Source organism: Pseudoalteromonas sp. CnMc7-15 (assembly GCF_022347925.1).
Taxonomy (GTDB): domain Bacteria; phylum Pseudomonadota; class Gammaproteobacteria; order Enterobacterales; family Alteromonadaceae; genus Pseudoalteromonas; species Pseudoalteromonas ruthenica.
This window is the reverse complement of the sequence record NZ_JAKRFT010000012.1, coordinates 17520-36931: the sequence shown is the minus strand read 5'-3', so window position 1 is coordinate 36931 and position 19412 is coordinate 17520. Positions and strand designations below refer to the sequence as shown.

At 47.1% G+C, this 19412-nt stretch carries 21 protein-coding genes and 4 tRNA genes; 12 read left to right on the top strand and 13 right to left on the bottom strand.

Going from position 1 to position 19412, the window contains the following annotated elements; translation table 11 throughout:
- Positions 1 to 41 precede the first annotated feature (41 nt).
- The 10 genes from MHM95_RS18725 to lolB form a co-directional block, all read right to left on the bottom strand.
- A tRNA-Leu gene (locus MHM95_RS18725) sits at positions 42 to 126 on the bottom strand.
- 60 nt (positions 127 to 186) lie between these two features.
- Positions 187 to 261: transfer RNA gene (locus MHM95_RS18720), tRNA-Gln, on the bottom strand.
- A gap of 38 nt (positions 262 to 299) precedes the next feature.
- Positions 300 to 384 (bottom strand) — tRNA-Leu (locus MHM95_RS18715).
- Between the two features lie 38 nt (positions 385 to 422).
- A tRNA-Met gene (locus MHM95_RS18710) sits at positions 423 to 499 on the bottom strand.
- Between the two features lie 201 nt (positions 500 to 700).
- Positions 701 to 1792 carry a redox-regulated ATPase YchF gene (gene ychF / locus MHM95_RS18705; protein ID WP_022944682.1) on the bottom strand — a complete coding sequence of 364 codons (1092 nt, stop codon included), beginning with the start codon at positions 1790 to 1792 and terminating at the stop codon, positions 701 to 703.
- 36 nt (positions 1793 to 1828) lie between these two features.
- Positions 1829 to 2413, bottom strand: a complete 585-nt coding sequence (gene pth / locus MHM95_RS18700) for an aminoacyl-tRNA hydrolase (protein WP_022944683.1) — start codon at positions 2411 to 2413, stop codon at positions 1829 to 1831.
- Between the two features lie 19 nt (positions 2414 to 2432).
- Positions 2433 to 3056, bottom strand: coding sequence for a 50S ribosomal protein L25/general stress protein Ctc (locus MHM95_RS18695; RefSeq protein ID WP_022944684.1), 624 nt, complete (start codon positions 3054 to 3056; stop codon positions 2433 to 2435).
- 200 nt (positions 3057 to 3256) lie between these two features.
- A complete protein-coding gene (locus tag MHM95_RS18690) occupies positions 3257 to 4204 on the bottom strand; it encodes a ribose-phosphate pyrophosphokinase (RefSeq protein WP_022944685.1) in 948 nt (315 codons plus the stop codon).
- Between the two features lie 80 nt (positions 4205 to 4284).
- Positions 4285 to 5139, bottom strand: a complete 855-nt coding sequence (gene ispE / locus MHM95_RS18685; RefSeq protein WP_130146558.1) for a 4-(cytidine 5'-diphospho)-2-C-methyl-D-erythritol kinase — start codon at positions 5137 to 5139, stop codon at positions 4285 to 4287.
- Entirely contained in the window at positions 5136 to 5723 is a 588-nt protein-coding gene (gene lolB, locus MHM95_RS18680) for a lipoprotein insertase outer membrane protein LolB (protein ID WP_022944687.1), read from the bottom strand. The genes ispE and lolB overlap by 4 nt, the downstream gene beginning before the upstream one ends.
- Before the next feature lie 219 nt (positions 5724 to 5942).
- Between lolB and hemA the strand changes: the two genes are divergently transcribed.
- The 8 genes from hemA (at position 5943) to kdsA (ending at position 14146) form a co-directional block, all read left to right on the top strand.
- Positions 5943 to 7199, top strand: coding sequence for a glutamyl-tRNA reductase (hemA, locus tag MHM95_RS18675; RefSeq protein WP_239386011.1), 1257 nt, complete (start codon positions 5943 to 5945; stop codon positions 7197 to 7199).
- Between the two features lie 7 nt (positions 7200 to 7206).
- The gene (gene prfA / locus MHM95_RS18670) at positions 7207 to 8292 is read left to right on the top strand and encodes a peptide chain release factor 1 (RefSeq protein WP_138547608.1); all 1086 of its coding nucleotides are present in this window, start codon (positions 7207 to 7209) and stop codon (positions 8290 to 8292) included.
- Entirely contained in the window at positions 8293 to 9138 is an 846-nt protein-coding gene (gene prmC, locus MHM95_RS18665; protein ID WP_239386010.1) for a peptide chain release factor N(5)-glutamine methyltransferase, read from the top strand. It begins immediately after the preceding gene.
- Positions 9139 to 9188: 50 nt separating this feature from the next.
- Positions 9189 to 10730, top strand: coding sequence for a response regulator (locus tag MHM95_RS18660; RefSeq protein ID WP_239386009.1), 1542 nt, complete (start codon positions 9189 to 9191; stop codon positions 10728 to 10730).
- 8 nt (positions 10731 to 10738) lie between these two features.
- Positions 10739 to 11113, top strand: coding sequence for a SirB2 family protein (locus tag MHM95_RS18655; RefSeq protein ID WP_022944692.1), 375 nt, complete (start codon positions 10739 to 10741; stop codon positions 11111 to 11113).
- 96 nt (positions 11114 to 11209) lie between these two features.
- The gene (locus tag MHM95_RS18650) at positions 11210 to 12013 is read left to right on the top strand and encodes a tetratricopeptide repeat protein (protein WP_022944693.1); all 804 of its coding nucleotides are present in this window, start codon (positions 11210 to 11212) and stop codon (positions 12011 to 12013) included.
- A 14-nt stretch (positions 12014 to 12027) separates the two neighbouring features.
- Positions 12028 to 13278 carry a DUF819 family protein gene (locus MHM95_RS18645; protein ID WP_022944694.1) on the top strand — a complete coding sequence of 417 codons (1251 nt, stop codon included), beginning with the start codon at positions 12028 to 12030 and terminating at the stop codon, positions 13276 to 13278.
- A gap of 10 nt (positions 13279 to 13288) precedes the next feature.
- Positions 13289 to 14146: a 3-deoxy-8-phosphooctulonate synthase gene (gene kdsA, locus MHM95_RS18640; RefSeq protein ID WP_239386008.1), complete on the top strand. Its 858-nt coding sequence runs from the start codon at positions 13289 to 13291 to the stop codon at positions 14144 to 14146.
- A 4-nt stretch (positions 14147 to 14150) separates the two neighbouring features.
- Here kdsA and MHM95_RS18635 read toward each other — a convergent pair whose 3' ends face one another.
- On the bottom strand, positions 14151 to 15038 hold the full coding sequence (locus MHM95_RS18635; protein ID WP_239386007.1) for a hypothetical protein: 888 nt from the start codon (positions 15036 to 15038) through the stop codon (positions 14151 to 14153).
- Positions 15039 to 15205: 167 nt separating this feature from the next.
- Here MHM95_RS18635 and MHM95_RS18630 point away from each other — a divergent pair, with 167 nt between their 5' ends.
- From MHM95_RS18630 to rlmM, 4 genes are read left to right on the top strand one after another with little or no spacing between them, the layout of a single operon-like run.
- On the top strand, positions 15206 to 16105 hold the full coding sequence (locus MHM95_RS18630; RefSeq protein WP_239386006.1) for a transcriptional regulator GcvA: 900 nt from the start codon (positions 15206 to 15208) through the stop codon (positions 16103 to 16105).
- Complete coding sequence (locus MHM95_RS18625) at positions 16105 to 16722, top strand: alpha/beta fold hydrolase (protein WP_239386005.1); 618 nt, start codon at positions 16105 to 16107, stop codon at positions 16720 to 16722. The genes MHM95_RS18630 and MHM95_RS18625 overlap by 1 nt, the downstream gene beginning before the upstream one ends.
- The gene (locus MHM95_RS18620; RefSeq protein WP_022944699.1) at positions 16719 to 17084 is read left to right on the top strand and encodes a DUF423 domain-containing protein; all 366 of its coding nucleotides are present in this window, start codon (positions 16719 to 16721) and stop codon (positions 17082 to 17084) included. The genes MHM95_RS18625 and MHM95_RS18620 overlap by 4 nt, the downstream gene beginning before the upstream one ends.
- Before the next feature lie 9 nt (positions 17085 to 17093).
- A complete protein-coding gene (rlmM, locus tag MHM95_RS18615; protein ID WP_239386004.1) occupies positions 17094 to 18179 on the top strand; it encodes a 23S rRNA (cytidine(2498)-2'-O)-methyltransferase RlmM in 1086 nt (361 codons plus the stop codon).
- A gap of 35 nt (positions 18180 to 18214) precedes the next feature.
- Here rlmM and MHM95_RS18610 read toward each other — a convergent pair whose 3' ends face one another.
- Positions 18215 to 18664 carry a VanZ family protein gene (locus MHM95_RS18610; RefSeq protein WP_239386003.1) on the bottom strand — a complete coding sequence of 150 codons (450 nt, stop codon included), beginning with the start codon at positions 18662 to 18664 and terminating at the stop codon, positions 18215 to 18217.
- Entirely contained in the window at positions 18625 to 19356 is a 732-nt protein-coding gene (cysZ, locus tag MHM95_RS18605) for a sulfate transporter CysZ (protein ID WP_053911878.1), read from the bottom strand. Before cysZ ends, MHM95_RS18610 begins: the two co-directional genes overlap by 40 nt.
- Positions 19357 to 19412: the final 56 nt, after the last annotated feature.

Here is a 19412-nt window from a genome sequence, read left to right as displayed (position 1 = left end):
CCAGCTATAGAAAATGATAATTTCAGTTCTTATCGAGAACATGGTGCGGAAGGAGAGACTTGAACTCTCACATCCGAAGATACTGGAACCTAAATCCAGCGCGTCTACCAATTCCGCCACTTCCGCAATATAATCTGGAGCATTTTGGAACTTAAGCCTAGGCTCATTCCTCAACTTCAGAAAAGTTGGCTGGAGTACCAGGATTTGAACCTGGGAATGGCGGGATCAAAACCCGCTGCCTTACCGCTTGGCGATACTCCAGCTATAGAAAATGATAATTTCAGTTCTTATCGAGAACATGGTGCGGAAGGAGAGACTTGAACTCTCACATCCGAAGATACTGGAACCTAAATCCAGCGCGTCTACCAATTCCGCCACTTCCGCATAAAGTAATTTTCATTTTCTTATTGGTAGAAAGAAAATGGTGGCTACGCCCTGATTTGAACAGGGGACCCCATCATTATGAGTGATGTGCTCTAACCAACTGAGCTACGTAGCCAACTTTTACTTGTTCATCATCGCTGATGCGGGGCGTATTATGCTGATCTGCCGAAAGCGCGTCAACACCTTTTTAGTAAAAACATAACGAGGATGAATTGTTTGCCTGAAAAACAAGCGAAGCGAATAAAAAACAGCTTCTTTTTCTCACTCACAAACAAAAAAGCCCGCTAATTAAGCGGGCCCATTGAAGCGGTGTTTATTACACGTTGAACAAGAAGTTCATCACATCGCCATCTTTAACAATGTAGTCTTTGCCTTCTTGACGCATTTTTCCAGCTTCTTTTGCGCCATTTTCGCCCTTGTATTCAATATAGTCATCAAACGCGATTGTTTGTGCACGGATAAAGCCTTTTTCGAAATCCGTATGTATTTTTCCTGCTGCTTGTGGCGCTGTTGCACCAACAGGAATCGTCCAAGCACGAACCTCTTTGACGCCCGCAGTGAAGTAAGTTTGCAGCTGTAGCAACTCGTAGCCGCCACGAATCACTCGGTTTAAGCCTGGTTCTTCAAGGCCTAAATCTTCCATAAATTCGTTGCGCTCGTCTTCTTCAAGCTCTGACAGTTCAGCTTCTATGGCTGCACAAACCGGAATAACCACAGCATCTTCATTCGCAGCAATCTCGCGCACGGTTTCCAAATGCGGGTTGTTTTCAAAGCCGTCTTCGTTGACATTGGCGATGTACATAGTTGGCTTAATGGTTAAGAAGTTCAAGTAATCAATGGCTGCTTTTTCTTCTTTTTCCAAGCGTAGTGAGCGCAGTGTTAAGCCTTCATCTAAATGCGCTTTTACTTTCTCAAGCACACTTATCTCGAATTTTGCGTCTTTGTCGCCGCCTTTGGCTTTCTTTGCTTGACGCAGTAGCGCTTTATCAGCACTGTCCATGTCAGCCAACACAAGCTCAGTGTTGATAACTTCAATATCATCGGCAGGGTCGATTTGCCCGGCAACGTGGACAATATTGTCATTTTCAAAGCAGCGCACAACATGACCAATCGCATCGGTTTCGCGAATATTGGCGAGGAATTGGTTCCCAAGACCTTCACCTTTCGAAGCGCCTTTTACCAAACCAGCGATATCAACGAACTCCATGGTCGTAGGTAGAACACGTTGTGGGTTAACAATCTCTGCAAGCTGATTTAAGCGTGCGTCGGGTACTGGAACAACGCCTGTATTTGGCTCGATAGTACAAAAGGGGAAGTTTTGCGCTTCAATACCAGCTTTGGTAAGCGCGTTGAAAAGGGTTGATTTACCAACATTAGGCAAGCCAACAATACCACATTTAAAACCCATATTATGTATACCTGTTTGTGTTCAAGCCACGCGTCATTATGGCTTAAATGAGTGGAGTCTGTTTTGTGCTTTAAGCACACCGTCTTTCGCCAAAATATCCATGCAGCGCACAGCCTCATCAACTGCAGCGTCGATCTTTTCCTGATCAGCTTGAGGCGCCTTGCCTAGCACCCAACCGGTCACTTTATCACGGTGACCTGGGTGGCCAATACCTATACGCAAACGCATAAATTCTTTGTTGTTAGCCATTTTCGCAATGATATCTTTTAGTCCGTTGTGACCGCCGTGTCCACCGCCTTTTTTTAACTTAGCGATGCCCGGTTCTAAATCCATCTCGTCATGAGCAACAAGAATATGCTCAACGGGGATTTTGTAAAAGTTAGCTAAACTGGCCACAGATTTACCACTGAGATTCATATAAGTGGTTGGAATCAGAAGCTTAAATTCGCTGTCACCGATAATAACTTTGCCGGTTAAGCCGTGATGTTTTGCGTCAGGTTTTAGAGTGCAGTTATAGCGTGCGGCCAGTTCTTCGATAAACCAGGCCCCTGCATTATGGCGGGTCTTTTGATATTCGGGGCCTGGATTAGCCAGGCCCACTAGCATTTGAATAGTATTCAAGGTGCTAACACCTTAAACCTTATTCTGCGTCGCTATCAGACGCTTCTTCTGAGTCTTCAGCTGGAGCAGCTTTGTTAGCGTTGACAGTTACAACCGCTTGGTCGTGGTCAGCGCCTTTAGCTAGTTCTACTGAAACAACACCTGCTGGTAGTTTGATCTCAGATAGGTGTAGTGAATCACCAGGAACTAGGTCAGCTACGCTTACTTCGATGAACTCAGGTAGCGCTTTAGGTAGACACGTGATTTCGATTTCAGTTAGTTGGTGAACAGCAGTTGCACCTTTTTTGCTAACTTCTTCATCACCGATGAAGTGAATTGGCACGTTAGTGTGGATCTTAGAGTTCGGGTCAACACGTTGGAAGTCTAAGTGAGTGATCTTAGGCTTGAACGGGTGACGGTGAATGTCTTTAAGAATCGCTTCAACAGACTCACCACCGATGTTCAGGGTAAGAATGTGCGTGTAGAAACCTTCGTGGTCTTGTGCTTGGTTCACTTTGTTGTGGTCAAGCGTTAGTGATACAGCGTCTTTGCCTGCACCGTAAAGGATCGCAGGAACTTTGTCTGCACGACGTAGGCGGCGGCTCGCACCAGTACCTAGCTCTGTACGTACTTCTGCATCAAATGTGTAAAAATCGTTAGACATGATGTCTCCAAATTATCAAATTAATATAGTGTAAGACCTTCGCGACCAAAGGCCTTAACCCAATTGGCAAGCGATGTAACACCACAGCCAATTAAAAAAGGCGCGCTATAGTACCACCGGCCTTGGTTAAAATAAACAGCAGAATAAAAAAAACACCGCCGAGGCGGTGTTTTCTATTTGAGCTCATCAGCGAAGCAGCTTTAGTGCTCAAACATCGCCGAAATAGATTCTTCGTTGCTAATACGACGGATGGTCTCGGCCATCATATCAGCCAAGGTTAATACCTTGATATTGTCCAAGGCTTTAAGCTCATCTGACAACGGAATTGAGTCGGTGACAATGACTTCATCAATTACTGAATTACGCAGATTTTCAGCTGCATTACCGGATAATACTGGGTGCGTGGCATAAGCAAACACGCGTTTAGCGCCATGTTCTTTTAATGCTTCAGCAGCTTTACAGAGTGTGCCGCCAGTATCAATCATGTCATCAACGATAATACAGTCACGACCTTTGACATCACCAATGATGTGCATAACCTGAGACACATTGGCTTGAGGACGACGCTTATCAATAATAGCGAGGTCTTTGTCATCAAGTAACTTCGCAATAGCACGGGCGCGAACTACGCCACCAATGTCAGGTGAGACAACGACGACGTCGTCAAAATCACGCTGAGCCATGTCTTCGATAAGTACAGGGCTGCCAAATACGTTGTCCACCGGCACATCGAAAAAGCCTTGGATTTGCTCGGCGTGGAGGTCTACCGTTAGCACACGGTCGACGCCAACACTTGATAAGAAATCAGCAACAACTTTGGCAGTGATTGGCACACGAGCAGAACGCACACGGCGATCTTGACGGGCATAACCGAAGTACGGCAGTACAGCGGTGATACGCCCAGCTGAAGCGCGGCGCAGCGCATCAACCATGACGATTAATTCCATCAGGTTGTCGTTGGTCGGCGCACAGGTAGACTGGATAATAAAAACGTCCGAGCCACGGACGTTTTCATTAATAGATACACTGATTTCACCGTCGCTAAAACGACCAACTTCGGCATCGCCTAGTTCGATATATAAACGTTTTGCAACTTTTTGAGCTAGGTCAGGCGTTGCATTACCAGCGAAGAGCTTCATGTCTGGCACGGTAGGGTTCCTCGGGCACTGAAATTTTGGACTAACATGCAAGTGAATTTGCAGGCTAACTTAAACACTTTACTTCTACATTAGTTTAAACCAAGCGCTGTATGAGCAGGAGATTGATTTAAACTTTTGGCAACAAAGCCTTGCCACTCGGTGGGCAGCTTTTCTAGAACGTCTAACGCTGCGCGTTCGCTATCGAACGCGGCGAAACAACACGCCCCAGTGCCAGTCATTCTCGACGGGGCGTATTTTAGCAACCACTGCAGTGTTTTTTCAACCTCGCTGTAGAGCTTTTTGACCAGTGCTTCACAGTCATTTCTATGCTCTGCATGCTGCCATTGCTGTGGTAGGGGGGCGCTATCTCGAGGTAAATCAGGGTGGCCAAATACCGCTGCGGTGCTTATATGCACTTGTGGATGTACTACCAAATACCAGTGTTGTGGTACATCAACCGCTTGTAATTGTTCACCAACCCCTCGCGCTAGGGCACTGCGCCCGCCTATAAACACGGGTACATCGGCACCGAGTTGAATGCCTAATTCTGCTAGCTCATCCAGGCTCAGCTTGTTGCCCCACAGTGAATTAAGAGCAAGTAGGGTTGTTGCTGCATCCGATGAACCACCGCCGACGCCGCCGCCCATAGGCAATCGCTTGTCGATATCAATATTCACTCCGCACACTTCGAGACCACGCTGCTGATAGGCTTGGCGCAAAAGTTCGCCAGCGCGGAAAATAAGGTTATCCTCGTTGGCTACACCACTGATGGGCGCTAATTCAATGCGCGAGTCTTGGCGTGGTTGAAAATGCAACTCATCGCCGTGGTCAAGAAAAGTGAAAAGGGTTTCCAATTCATGATAGCCGTCATCCCGACGCCCCGTTATATGCAAAAACAAATTAAGTTTAGCCGGTGCTATCACGCTAAGTGCACAAGAGTTCATTGCAGTTGCCATTCATTAATTAATAACTTAACGCGCAGAGTATCGTGGCTCAGGGTGATACGCGTTGGTAGCCAAACGCCCTGAATAGCCTCGTAATTTTGGTAACGAATCTGCCACTGACGATTATCCGGGCTCAGCCAGCTGGCGCTGCGTACGCGTTGTTGTTGATCAAACTGAGCTGACTCGGCGTCGTAGGCCGCTAACAGCCATTGTTCTGGGGTATCTAAAGGTAACAGCCAGCCGCTTAAACGATACACTAAGCTCTGTGCGTTATGTCCTTGATATTGTTCGCCATCGATATCTAGCTCAACGATATAGGGGTGGCGTTTTAAGCGCAAAACGTTGGTGCCGATAAAGGTGTTTAAATCGAGGCTGTATTCATCGTCTTGTTGTTGCCAAACAAAATTAGCTGATTGCCGCTTCTGTGGTGAAATAAACGCCATTTTACCTTCACTGCGAAAGTGTTTTATTTGCTTAAGGGAGGTGCGCCAAGTGTCGCTAGGTGGTGTGGATTCCGGGATTGTTTGTACACAGCCTGTGAGAAACAAAAAAAACACCAGCAAAATCAATCGAAAGTTAATCAAATGTCTTTCCCGCCTTTCCTTATTCGCTTGATTTTCGTAAAATTATTCGCTTGAAGCAGGTTCAGACCAATGTTATTGCAAGCGATTTTCATTTAGCGTCGACGAATTCGTTTACTGCCATCGATAAAATCCGTTTGGCAGAAGCTATCCATCTATGCGCTAATTTAAAGAATGAGTAAGTATTTAATAAAATTGGTTGTTAAGCAATAGTTGTCCACCATGACCATAGTCGCACTGGGTATTAATCACAAAACAGCATCGGTTGATTTGCGCGAGAGAGTTGCCTTCTCTCCTGAACAACTTGACCGTGCACTACAGCAACTCACAATGCAAGATGAGTTTGCCGAGTCCGTGATCGTCTCGACCTGCAATCGCACTGAAATATATTGTTCACTTGAGAGCGGTACACCGGAGCAAGTGTTGCAGTGGCTCGCGCAGTTTCACCAACTTGATAGCAAAGAACTGGCGGAAAACGTGTACAGCTTTGATCACAGCCAAGCCATCTATCATTTGATGAAGGTGGCCTGCGGTCTCGATTCATTAGTACTGGGTGAGCCGCAAATCCTTGGGCAAATAAAACAAGCGTACGCCAGCGCTAAAAAGAATGGCGGTGTTGGAGTCTTATTCGAGCGCTTATTTCAAAAAACGTTCTCTGTCGCGAAACAGGTGCGTACCGAGACGAATATTGGTGCCAGTGCGGTGTCGGTGGCCTATGCTGCAGTGAATTTAGCCAAACATATTTATGGCAAGCTAGATAACACTCGTGTGCTACTCATTGGCGCTGGTGAAACCATTGAGCTGGTTGCCAGACATATTCATCAGCACTCACCCCAATCAATGACTGTTGCCAACCGTACCATTGACCGTGCCCGAAATTTAGCCGACGAGTTCGCCGCTGGCGTGATATCCTTAGCGCAGTTGCCGGAACAATTACCACAGGCCGATATTGTCATCAGCTCAACGGCCAGTACGTTGCCCATTATCGGTAAAGGGGTGATTGAACAGGCACTGAAAAAGCGTAAAAACAAACCTATGCTGTTGATTGATATCGCTGTTCCACGGGATATCGAAAGCCAAGTAGCGGAGCTGGATAACGCCTATTTATATTCAGTGGATGACTTGCAAGCGATCGTCAGCGAAAATATGGCAACGCGAGAGCAAGCAGCAAAAGAAGCCGAGCAGATTATCACTGCGCGAGTCAGTGAGTTTGATAATTGGCTAAAGTCTCTCGATTCAGTGGGACTCATCCGCGAATATCGTAATGATGTGACGCAAACGAAAGAACAACTCCTTGAGCGAGCAATGGCTCAGCTAGCCAGTGGCAAAGAACCAGAGAAAATCATGGTTGAGCTCGCGAATAAACTCACTAATCGACTGATGCATGCGCCTACTAAGGCGATTAAAGATGCGGCCGAGAAAGGCGAAGTGGGGCAGCTGGCACAAATGCAAAAAATGTTAGGAATTAATCAGGAATAACAAACACATGAAAGAGTCGGTATACCGCAAGTTAGAAACCTTAGTGGAGCGTTATGAAGAAGTTCAAGCGCTACTGAGTGATCCCGAAGTGATAGGTGATCAAGACAGGTTTCGTGCTTTATCCAAAGAATATGCAGAATTAGAAGAAGTGGCTAAAGCCTTTACCGCCTATCAGCAAGCACAAGAAGATGTGGGCACAGCGCAAGAAATGCTCAAAGATTCCGATCCTGATATGCGTGAAATGGCGCAAGAAGAATACAAAGAAGCAAAAGCTCAAGTGGAGAGCTTAGAAGAGCAATTGCAAGTATTGATGTTGCCTCGCGACCCTCGTGATAACAACAATGTGTTCTTAGAAGTGCGGGCCGGTACGGGCGGTGATGAAGCGGCTATTTTCGCAGGCGATCTATTCCGTATGTACAGCCGCTATGCAGAAACTCAGAAGTGGCAAGTGGAGCTAGTCAGCGCTAACGAAGGTGAACACGGCGGTTATAAAGAGGTGATTGCCAATATCAAAGGCGACGGCGTATACGGCAAGCTAAAGTTTGAATCCGGTGCGCACCGAGTGCAGCGTGTGCCTGAAACGGAATCGCAAGGGCGTGTTCATACCTCTGCGTGTACGGTCGCGGTTATGCCTGAGATCCCAGAAGCCGAAGCCATCGAAATTAATACCGCAGATATTAAAGTAGATACCTTCCGCGCCTCGGGTGCCGGTGGACAGCACGTTAACAAAACCGACTCTGCTATTCGTATTACCCACATTCCTACAGGCGTTGTGGTTGAGTGTCAGGATGAACGTTCACAACATAAAAACCGCGCTAAAGCAATGTCGGTTCTTGCTGCTCGCTTAGAGCAAGCGGAAACAGAAAAACGTCAGGCAGAAGAGGCCAGCCAGCGTCGTAATTTGGTGGGCAGTGGCGACCGCTCAGAGCGTATTCGTACCTACAATTATCCACAAGGGCGTATTACTGACCACCGTATTAACCTCACCCTGTATCGTTTGAATGAGGTGGTTGCCGGTGATTTAGGCGCTGTGATTGACCCACTATTGATAGAACACCAAGCCGATTTGCTTGCTGCAATGGGTGACGATTAATTGTCGAATTCGACTATTGATGCCGTGCTGCGTAATGCAGCAACGGCGCTCGCAGACAGCAGTGAATCACCACGCCTAGATGCACAAGTATTATTATTACACGTGTTGCGTAAACCACGCTCCTACCTATTTGCTTGGGGCGATAAGGCTCTCGAAGAGCGTCAACAGCGTGAGTTTGAAAAGCTATTGAGTCAGCGTTTGCAGGGGGTGCCAGTTGCCCATTTAACGGGCACCCGCGAGTTTTGGTCCTTACCATTGGCCGTCAACAGTAGCACCTTAATACCAAGACCCGATACCGAGACGCTTGTTGAACAGGCGTTGGCGCTCGACCTACCTGAGAATGCGCAGGTTTTAGACCTCGGTACAGGCACAGGGGCAATTGCTTTGGCGCTGGCTAGTGAACGTCAGCAATGGCAGGTGCAAGGGGTTGATGCCAGTGCCGATGCCGTTACCTTAGCGATGCACAACCAACAGTCCCTCGGTATTGCAAACGTGCGCATCTACCAGAGCGATTGGTTCAGTGCTATTGCCGCTCAACGCTTTGACCTTATTGTTAGTAACCCGCCCTATATCGATGAGAGCGACCCTCACCTGAGTGTTGGAGATGTGCGCTATGAACCTCTCAGCGCCTTGGTTGCCAAAGACAATGGCTTAGCCGATATTGACCATATCATTGCCCAAGCACGCGCTTATTTGCACCCAGGTGCAACGCTGATGTTAGAGCATGGCTTCGAGCAAGGGCAGGCTGTACGGCAACTGTTGACTAATTACGGGTACGTTAATGCGCGGACAGTGGTCGATTTAGGTCAAAATGAGCGCATCACCTTGGCTGAATACACAACTTAGGCCTATGCTTAGGGAGTGACATTGGTCGTTGATTTTTAAAAGGAACTAACATGTCCGAAGACTTTTTATTCAGTGATGAGGAAATTGAAGAAGTCGAGCAAGATAGCCTTGGAACTTGGAAAATCCTTATTGTTGATGATGAACCAGAAGTCCATGCTGTGACGAAACTCGCGCTTAGTGATTTCGAGTTCCAAGAAAAACGGCTGGAGTTTATCAGTGCCTACTCAGGCAGCGAAGCGAAGCAGCTAATTAATCAGCACCCAGATGCAGCCATTGTGCTACTCGATGTGGTTATGGAAACCGATGATGCCGGCTTGAAGGTTGCAGAGTACATCCGCCATGAAGCCAAAAACCATCATGTGCGCATTATTCTCAGAACAGGTCAGCCTGGCCAGGCGCCAGAGCGCCAAGTAATCGTTAATTACGATATCAACGATTACAAGTCGAAAACTGAACTGACAGCGCAAAAGCTGTTCACCGTAGTGATGTCCAGCCTGCGCTCGTATCGTGATATTTTAGCCATCGAGCAATCGCGCCAGGGGCTGGAAAAAATTATCACTGCTTCGCGAGATATATTTGCTTCCCACTCCATGGAAACCTTTATTCACGGAGTAATTCAGCAGCTCACTTCCTTACTCGGCTCAGTTGATAAGGCTATGTATGCGACCTCTTTAGTGGCCAGCAGTGAGCAAAAGGATGCGAAAAACTTAGTGGTTTTTGCCGGTCAGGGGGAGTTTGAACAAAGTGAGGGTAAATCTCTAGATCAAGTCCTCAGTGTAGAGCAGTTTAGCGCCTGTACACAAGCGCTCAATGAAAAAACCATTATTTATAAAGACGATTATCTGTTTGCCCATTGCTCTAGCCAATACAATAACAGCGCTTTGCTTTATATCTCCGGGGTGCCTAAAAACCTAACTACCACGCAACGACACTTGATTGAAATCTTTGCTCAGAACGTACAAATTGCGTATGAAAATGTACAGCTGCAATCGGAAATAGAAGACACTCAGCAGGAGTTGGTGTGGCGCTTAAGCGAGGCGTTAGAGCAGCGCAGTAACGAGACAGGCAATCACGTTCGCCGGGTGTCGCATATCTGCTATGAGTTGGCGCGGGGCTTGGGGTTGAGTGAGCAAGAGTGTGAACTGGTGCGCAGTGCGTCTCCTCTGCATGATGTCGGCAAAGTGGGCGTGCCTGATGCTATTTTACACAAGCCAGGGAAGCTCGATGAGAACGAATGGCAGGTGATGAAACAGCATGCGCAAAAAGGTTACACTATTTTAGCTAATTCTAAACGGCCCTTAGTACAAGCAGGAGCCACGATTGCTCAAGAGCATCATGAGTGGTGGGATGGCAGTGGCTATCCACAAGGTAAAAAAGGCCAAGATATTCACGTGTTTGGCCGCATAGTGGCGTTGGCAGATGTCTATGATGCCTTACGTCATCGGCGCAGTTACAAAGAACCTTGGGGTAAAGCCGAAGTCGTGGAAGAAATTCAACGCTTACGCGGGACCCAGTTTGAGCCCAAGCTCGTAGATGTATTTATTGAAAAACTAGACACGCTAGAAACAATTCTAGCGCGCTACCCAGATTAAGGAATGGTATGGATTATATTGCGCTAAAACACACCCATGTGTTGTTTGTAGTCTTGAGTGTGGTGCTTTTTTACACCCGCGCTTTCTCACGTATCGGTGGTGGTAAAATTGCTGCGAATAAAGCAGTATTTATATCCAGCCATATTGTTGACACCTTGCTGTTACTGAGTGCGATTGCGCTGCTTGTGGTGGCCAGTATCAACCCCCTTGCAGTGCCATGGCTATGGCAAAAAATTATTTTAGTGGTCGCTTACATTGTTATCGGTTTTAAGCTGCTTAAAGCGCCTACACAAGGCCAAAAATGGTTATGGTTAGGGGTTAATACCCTCGTGCTTTTAGCGATTGGCTACTTGGCTGGGTCGAAATCTGGCTTCTTTAGCTAACAATTAACCACTAAAAACTGCCGAAATTGGTATATCTTCACGATCCTAGGTAAACTAGCGCTCAGTTTTTTTAGCTCGTGAGATGTACCCTATTCTATGTCTGATGTGTGGTTAGATGACCAATTCGATCTAGAGCACAGCTACAGTGTCAGTGCCATCACTCAATGTATTCAAGCTGAAGCTCGGTGGCATGCACAAGCTAATGTTGATGATGCCTTTGCTCAACTCAAACAGTTACAACAAGCTGCCAGCGAGGTGTATGCGCGTTACAGCGATAAACACCAAGCGCTTGATGCTATCGTTGATTGTTTTTACAGTGACTGGAGCTTCAGTGGCACGCAACAAGAGATGCCAGAGTATCGCCTAAACAGTGTTTATTTTACCTTGCTATACCGCACAGGTAACAGCCTATCATTGGCGATTGTACTGCAAGCCATTTTAGAACATTGTCGCTTTAACGCCGATATTGCACTGATTGATCAAAGTGTTATGGTGCAGGTATCGTTTAGTGCACAGGAATACTACCTCATAGAACCCGCCTCTGGGCAACAGATATGGCATTTGCAGCCTGAAAACGCGGAAACTGATAATGAGACATTACCTGAGATGGTGTTCGATGAAGAGGCATATAAGCTGTATCTGGCGCATCAAAAATGGGCTTTTATCGGTGCTGAACGTTTTGGCGACGCGCTTGCCTGTGTGGAATTACTGATTGAACTACTCGGTGATGATCCCTATGAGCGGCGCGACAGAGGGTACTTGCTTAACCAAATTGACAGACCAGAACTGGCCAAGGCTGATTTACGTTTTTTTGTCGATGAATGTCCCGACGACCCGGCCATTGAGCTAGTCCGTCATCAAATTGACGAGCTGGATAACAATAACAACACACTCCATTAGGGTAAGGATTTTTTATGGCTCAACCTCATGAGGCACTGATCACCAACGATGCGGTGGTGATGGGTATGCTCGCCGTGATCCTCGGCGTTATATTTAAAACGGCACATAGCCAGCATCGTTTCTGGCAAAAGTTTTATAAGTATGTTCCCGCGCTTTTACTGTGCTACTTTTTACCGTCGTTGCTTAATACTTTTGGCATCGTTGACGGCCACAGTTCCAATGTTTACTACGTTGCTTCGCGGTTTTTGCTACCTGCATGTTTAATATTATTGACCATTAGCATAGATTTAAGAGCGATTATTAATCTCGGCCCTAAGGCGCTGATTATGTTTTTAACCGGCACCGTGGGCATTGTGATTGGCGGGCCTTTAGCTATTTTAGTGATGAGTGCCATCTACCCTGAAGCGGTTGGCGGTCATGGCCCTGATGCCGTGTGGCGGGGAATGACGACAATTGCCGGCAGCTGGATTGGTGGCGGAGCTAACCAAGCATCAATGAAAGAGATGTTCGAGGTTGGCGGCGATATTTTCTCGGCAATGGTGACTGTCGATGTGATTGTTGCCAATCTATGGATGGCGGTACTGTTGCTAATGGCCGGCAATCACAAAGCCATAGATGCGAAAACGGGTGCCGACACCACTGCCATTGAGGATTTGAAAAAGCGGGTCGAAGCCTACCATGCAGAGCATGCGCGTATGCCCACACTGAATGACTACATGACCATTATCGCTATCGCGTTTGGTATTACCGGTTTTGCTCATTTTTGCGGTGATCTGTTAGCCCCGTACTTTGACCAATTTGCATGGGCTCAGGAATACAGCCTAAATAGTAAGTTTTTCTGGCTCATCGTTATTTCGACTACCATAGGTATTAGCTTGTCCTTTACTCGGGTACGCCATATTGAGGCTTTTGGAGCGTCAAAGGTGGCCTCAAGCTTCCTCTATATTTTGGTCGCATCCATCGGCTTACACATGAACATTACCGCTATTTTAGATAGCCCGCTGTATTTCGTAGTGGGTGCTATTTGGATGCTTACCCATGCCAGCTTGATGCTGATTGTCGCTAAACTGATCAAAGCGCCGTTGTTCTACATGGCGGTGGGTTCGCAAGCCAATGTCGGTGGCGCCGCATCAGCGCCGGTGGTGGCATCAGCCTTTCACCCCTCCTTGGCTCCGGTGGGCGTACTGCTGGCGGTGTTAGGTTACGGTGTGGGTACTTACATGGCTTATATTTGTGGCTTGATTATGCAATCAGTCGCCCCTTAAGGAAATGACAATGACGATTGAAAAGTTAACTATCGGTGCCATTGAGTTGGCAAACAAAAACCCCTTTGTGCTGTTTGGTGGTATGAACGTACTCGAATCTCGCGATTTGGCGATGCGTATCGCAGAGCACTATGTGGAGGTCACGAATAAACTCAATATTCCTTATGTATTTAAGGCCTCTTTTGACAAAGCAAATCGGTCGTCTATTTCCTCATACCGTGGTCCGGGTATGGAAGAAGGGCTGAAGATTTTTGAAGAGATTAAGCGTACTTTTGATATTCCATTGATTACCGATGTGCATGAACCCTATCAGGCAGCCCCTGTTGCTGAGGTCGTGGATGTTATTCAGCTCCCGGCATTTTTAGCACGGCAGACGGATTTGGTAACGGCCATGGCGAAAACAGGTAACGTTGTAAACGTCAAAAAGCCACAGTTTTTAGCCCCTCATGAGATGCGTCATATCATCAATAAGTTTGCCGAAGCGGGTAACGAGCAAGTGGCTTTGTGTGAGCGAGGAACTAGTTTCGGCTATAACAACTTAGTGGTTGATATGCTCGGCATGGATGATATGAAAGCCATGGCACCGGTTATTTTTGATGCCACTCATGCGCTACAACGCCCGGGTGGACGCAGTGACAGTGCCGACGGTCGCCGTGCTCAGGCGGCTGAATTGGCGCGCAGTGGTATGGCTCTTGGCCTTGCTGGACTATTCATTGAAGCTCACCCAAATCCTAACGAAGCTAAATGTGATGGCCCATGTGCACTGCCATTGGCGAAACTGGAAGGGTACCTGAGACAAATGAAAGCCATTGATGATTTGGTAAAGAGCTTCCCGGCGCTTGATACCAGTGCCAGCGATTTAGGTTAATGTCCTAGTTTGTATCGCGTTTTTCAGAGCCAGCGTGTTGCGCTGGCTTTTTTGTTAATAAGTGTTTTTCATATACTTGGGAAAAATCATCGAAGTATTCATTTAACCAATTACTTTGGTGTTGTCGGTACGACTCACTGGGTAAAATATGGTCGCGGATAATAGGGTTAATGCGGTTGATAAAGGTCGTAGCAAAGTCATTATCAGCGCGCTTGGCACAGCCGATGGCGCCAAACACGATATCTTCTTGGTTATTAGCTATGGGTAAAGTGACAAGCTGAGCGTCATGATGACGGTTGTAGTAAGTGGCGATAAAAGGGTAGTCGATGCCGAAGTCGATGCGTTCGTTGACTAACATGTCGCCTAACACCGAGGCCTGATCGGCACCACGGTAATTAAGCGTCACCGCTTGATTATTTTGTACTCGCGATTTGATTTGCTCAATCCACGGGCTGTATTTCCGTCCGGCACCTTGTCCATAGCGTAAACCTTTATCGTTTAAGAGCGAGTAAAGGCGCACGGGGCTGCCATGTTTTTCGGTTATAGAGCGCTGCTTCTGTGCTGTGGTGACGATACCCATGGGCGGATAGACGCTGGTGCGCGTGGAGAATGTTACTAAAGGATGATTGTCGCGTTTGATTAGGCAGGGCGCACATACGTTTTTGCCTTGTTCAAAATACCCCTTTAAGCGCATTTGCGGCAAATGAATGGAGTCATGTTTTAAATCCAGAGTCCGGGCGATAATCTCATCAACGAGATCATCGCAAATGCCCGAATCAGAGCTGCTGGCAGGCATGGAAAATGGCGGCGCATTAATGCGTAACCAAGTCACATCGTAGTCATTGGCAAAAGCTGGAAAAGCAACACTTAGTAGCAAATATAGAAATTTCATAAAAACAGATTATGACGTTTTTACTCATTAGTCTAGAGGGAGACGTTCTGTTGCTTTACCGAGCAGTGATTTTGGGCCGTGTTCTTAATCTGTCTTTTATCAAGTTTATTGTCTGCACCTAATCTAATGTTATACTTTACCCACATAAAAAAAACTAATCGTTAGTTATGGCTCGGCGACTCCCCCCTCTAAATTCTTTAAAGGCTTTTGAAGCAGCGGCAAGGCACTTAAGCTTTACCAAAGCAGCAGAAGAGCTGTATGTAACTCAAGCAGCCGTAAGCCACCAGATCAAAACCCTAGAAGAGCATTTAGGGTTGAAATTATTTTTGCGAAAAAATCGCTCCTTGCTATTAACTGAAGAGGGGCAAGGTTACTTTCTCGATATTAAAGAGATTTTTGCACAATTAGTGGATGCTACAGAAAAACTGTTAGCGCGTGGTGCCAAAGGGTCGTTAACGGTGAGCCTGACTCCAAGCTTTGCGATTCAGTGGTTGGTGCCTCGGTTAAGTTTGTTTAACGAGTTACACCCAGAGATCGATGTGCGTATTAAAGCGCAAGACCAGGACGACAATTCACTTCAAGATGATGTTGATATTGCTATCTATTATGGTCGCGGTCATTGGAGTGGCGTGGAAACTCATAAGTTGCACACCGAATACTTGGTACCTTTGTGTAGCCCTATGCTATTGAACGGCCCTAAGCCGCTGAACAAGCCACAAGATTTGCAGTACCACACGCTGTTGCACGATACCACGCGCCGACCATGGAAGTTATGGATGAAAACCGCTGGAGTACGCAATGTTCAAGTTAACCAAGGGCCGATATTCTCGCACTCGTCGATGGCGATGCAGGCTGCCGCCCACGGTCAAGGTGTGGCGCTTGGCAACTTGGTGCTGGCGAAACCAGAAATTGATGCGGGGCGATTAATTGTGCCGTTTAATCATACCTTAGAAAGTAAAAACGCTTACTACCTAGTTTTTCGCGAGTCGCAATCGGAGCTCGGTAAAATCGTCTCATTTAAAGAGTGGATGTTAGGGTTAGTGGAAAAAGAACAGGAGCAGCTTTAATGCAGTGGATTGAAGCGCAATCACCGATTGCCCAGTTTATTTTTGCCCACGGTGCAGGGGCGGGCAGTGACAGTGACTTTATGCAGCAAATGGCAGCGAACATGGCCGCTTTGGGTGTGAGCGTGGGGTTATTCGATTTTCCCTACATGCAGCGTGCTAAGCAAGAGAACAAACGCCGACCACCGGAAAAAGCCGATAAGCTGTTAGCCAGCTTTAACGAACACCTTGAGCAGCGTCGCTCAGGTTTGCCGCTGTTTATTGGCGGCAAATCCATGGGCGGGCGCATGGCTAGTATGTTGGTTGCTGAGCACCCAAGTGATGTCCAAGGCGTGATTGCCTTCGGGTATCCGTTCCACCCGCCAGGAAAAAAAGACAAACTGCGCGTCGCTCATTTTGCCGATATCAAAGTACCTTTTTGTGTGCTGCAAGGAGAGCGCGATACTTTTGGCAAGCAATCAGAGTTGCTCGAGCTTGTCGATACACGTCCCGCTCAGCTCCATTGGTTAGAAGATGGCGATCATTCTTTGGTGCCGCGCAAAAAAAGTGGCTTTACCCAACGACAGCAATGGCAAAAGGCAGCGGAGCTCGCAGTGAGCTTTATCAAGGAGCAGTTATGAGTCAGTTATTTCTTATTAGTGGAGCGCTTTTCGCGGGGCTCAGTGTTATACTTGGCGCCTTTGCTGCCCATGGCTTAAAAAGTCGCTTATCGGAGTACGCGATTGGCGTTTTCCAAACGGGTGTTGAATACCAAATGTATCATGCCCTAGGGTTGATTTTGCTCGGCATATTGGCCAAGTTTGGTGTCAACCTTACCATTAGCGGCTACTTTATGATCGCCGGCATTGTGCTCTTTAGTGGCAGCTTGTATGCCTTAGCCCTAACAAGTATCAAGTGGTTTGGGCCGATTACTCCGATCGGGGGCCTGTGCTTTATTATCGCTTGGGCCGCCATGATCATTAAACTGTTACAAATGAAATAAGTCACCACCATGTCCTGTATTGTTATTTATTGTCGCGCTGGTTTCGAAAATGATGCCGCCGCAGAAATCACCCACCATGCCAGTCAACATGGCGTCGGCGGCTATGTAAAAGCCAAGCCAAACTCGGCATTGGTGGTGTATCACTGCTACAGCCATGATGAAGCGGAATACCTGCTTAAGAAAATTCCATTTAAAGATATGGTGTTTGCTCGGCAATGGTTTGTCGGCAAGCAAATAGCGCGTATGCCTATCGATGACCGTGTTACCAGCTTATGTGAAGCGGCCAAGGAGTTTCCATTATGTGGCGAACTGCGCGTGGAAACCTGTGACACCAACGACGGCAAAGAGCTCTCTAAGTTTTGTAAAAAAATTAGCACGCCACTGGCGAAAGGGTTAGAGAAACAAGAAACCTTACTGCGCCAGCAAGTGAAAAACCGACCGGTATTACACGTGTTATTTATCGCCAGTGACACAGCTTATGTGGGCTATTCGTTTAGTTTTAATAATTCAGCACTGTATATGGGGATCCCCCGTTTACGTTATCCGAAAGATGCACCGAGCCGTTCAACGTTGAAACTAGACGAGGCCTTTATGGTGTTCGTCCCAGAAGACGAACAAGAAGACAGGGTGCGCTCCGGAATGAAAGCGGTCGATTTAGGTGCCTGTCCAGGCGGCTGGACCTATCAACTAGTGCGCCGAGGAATGTTTGTGCAAGCCATTGATAATGGCCCTATGGACCAAGCGTTAATGGAAAGCGGACAAGTGAAGCATTACCGCGAGGATGGCTTTAAGTTCCGCCCAGAGCGTCGCAACATCGATTGGTTAGTATGTGACATGGTAGAAAAACCCAGCCGTGTTACCGAGCTTATGATTGATTGGGCGGTGAATGGCTTCGCCAAAGAGCTCATCTTTAATTTGAAACTGCCAATGAAGAAACGCTTTGACTGTGTATATGAAAATATGCAGCGCATTGATCAAGAGTTGCGCGAGTATGGAGTGAAGTTTAACTTACAGGCTAAGCACTTATACCATGACCGCGAAGAGGTGACGGTGCATGTACAGGTGCTGCGCGTACCGCAAAACGTCTATAGCTAGTCAACAAAAGCCGGGCAATAACCCGGCTTTAATCTTTATCTCTCGGTTGGTTGTGCCTGTCGCTTCAATACCCATGCCAGCACCATACTAGCGGCAATAATACCGAGTAAATCGGCGCTTAAATCGACTAAATCAAATGTACGCGTGGCAATAAACGCTTGGCTTATCTCTTCAATCAGCGCAAATGCACACACCAAAAGAGCGCCCCAATACACCTTCACTTTACCGTAAAGCGGCATTGCTCTCGCGCCGAGCGCAAGCGTAGCTAACAGTGTAAAAGTCGCAAAAAGCACAAAGTGGCCAAGTTTGTCGCCGTAAGGTATCGCTGCGACCCATTGGAAGAAAAGGCTGTTTTGGCCGCTATTGGCCAAATAAATAATCCAGCCCAAGAATGCGGCAAAGGCTATTGCCGCAACAACAAATACAGCAGTGAACTTCGGTTTTATCACAAGCTGCGGTACTGGCTGCGATAATTTTCTACCCATAATTTCGTGGCACCACAGACCGCCACAGGCATGATGATCATATTCAAAATAGGCACCGCAGCACATATCATCACTCCGGCACCAAAGCCGTAAGACAAGCCTTGGTGAGCTTTTAGGTCGCGTTTCATATCCTTGAAGCTGACCTTGTGATTATCAAACGCATAGTCTTTATATTGCACCGCAAACATCCAACAGGTGAACAGGGCCCAAATGATCTGTCCGATCACCGGTAAAAACCACATGAGGATGAAAAAGCCAAGGGCGCGAGGTAAGTAGTAGCATAGCTTAGTCCACTCTCGCCCAAGCATACGTGGCACATCGCGCATGGTATCGAGCAAGCCATCATCGTTAATGCGCTGCCCGGTTAAGTGCATCTCCACTTTTTCCGAGAGAATGCCGTTGAACGGCGCTGCAATAAAGTTAGTGATCACCGTGAACACCATAGAGTAGCTAAAAAGCAGCACCAATATAGCCAATGGCCATAAAATAAATTCCAGCCAAGTCAGCCACTCTGGCAACTGTGCATTGAGCCAGGCAAACGCATCAGTGAGCCAGCCATAGATAAAGAATAAAGACGTGCCGAAAATCACTAAGTTGATCAACAGCGGGATAAGAACGAAGCGCTTTAGGCCTTTTTGGGTGATCAGCGTAAAGCCACTAAAAAAGTATTCGAAACCACGACCTAACTGCATGGCATACCTCTACTATTTGGATCTTGATGGTTCCGCAGTATAACTAAGGCGTAAAC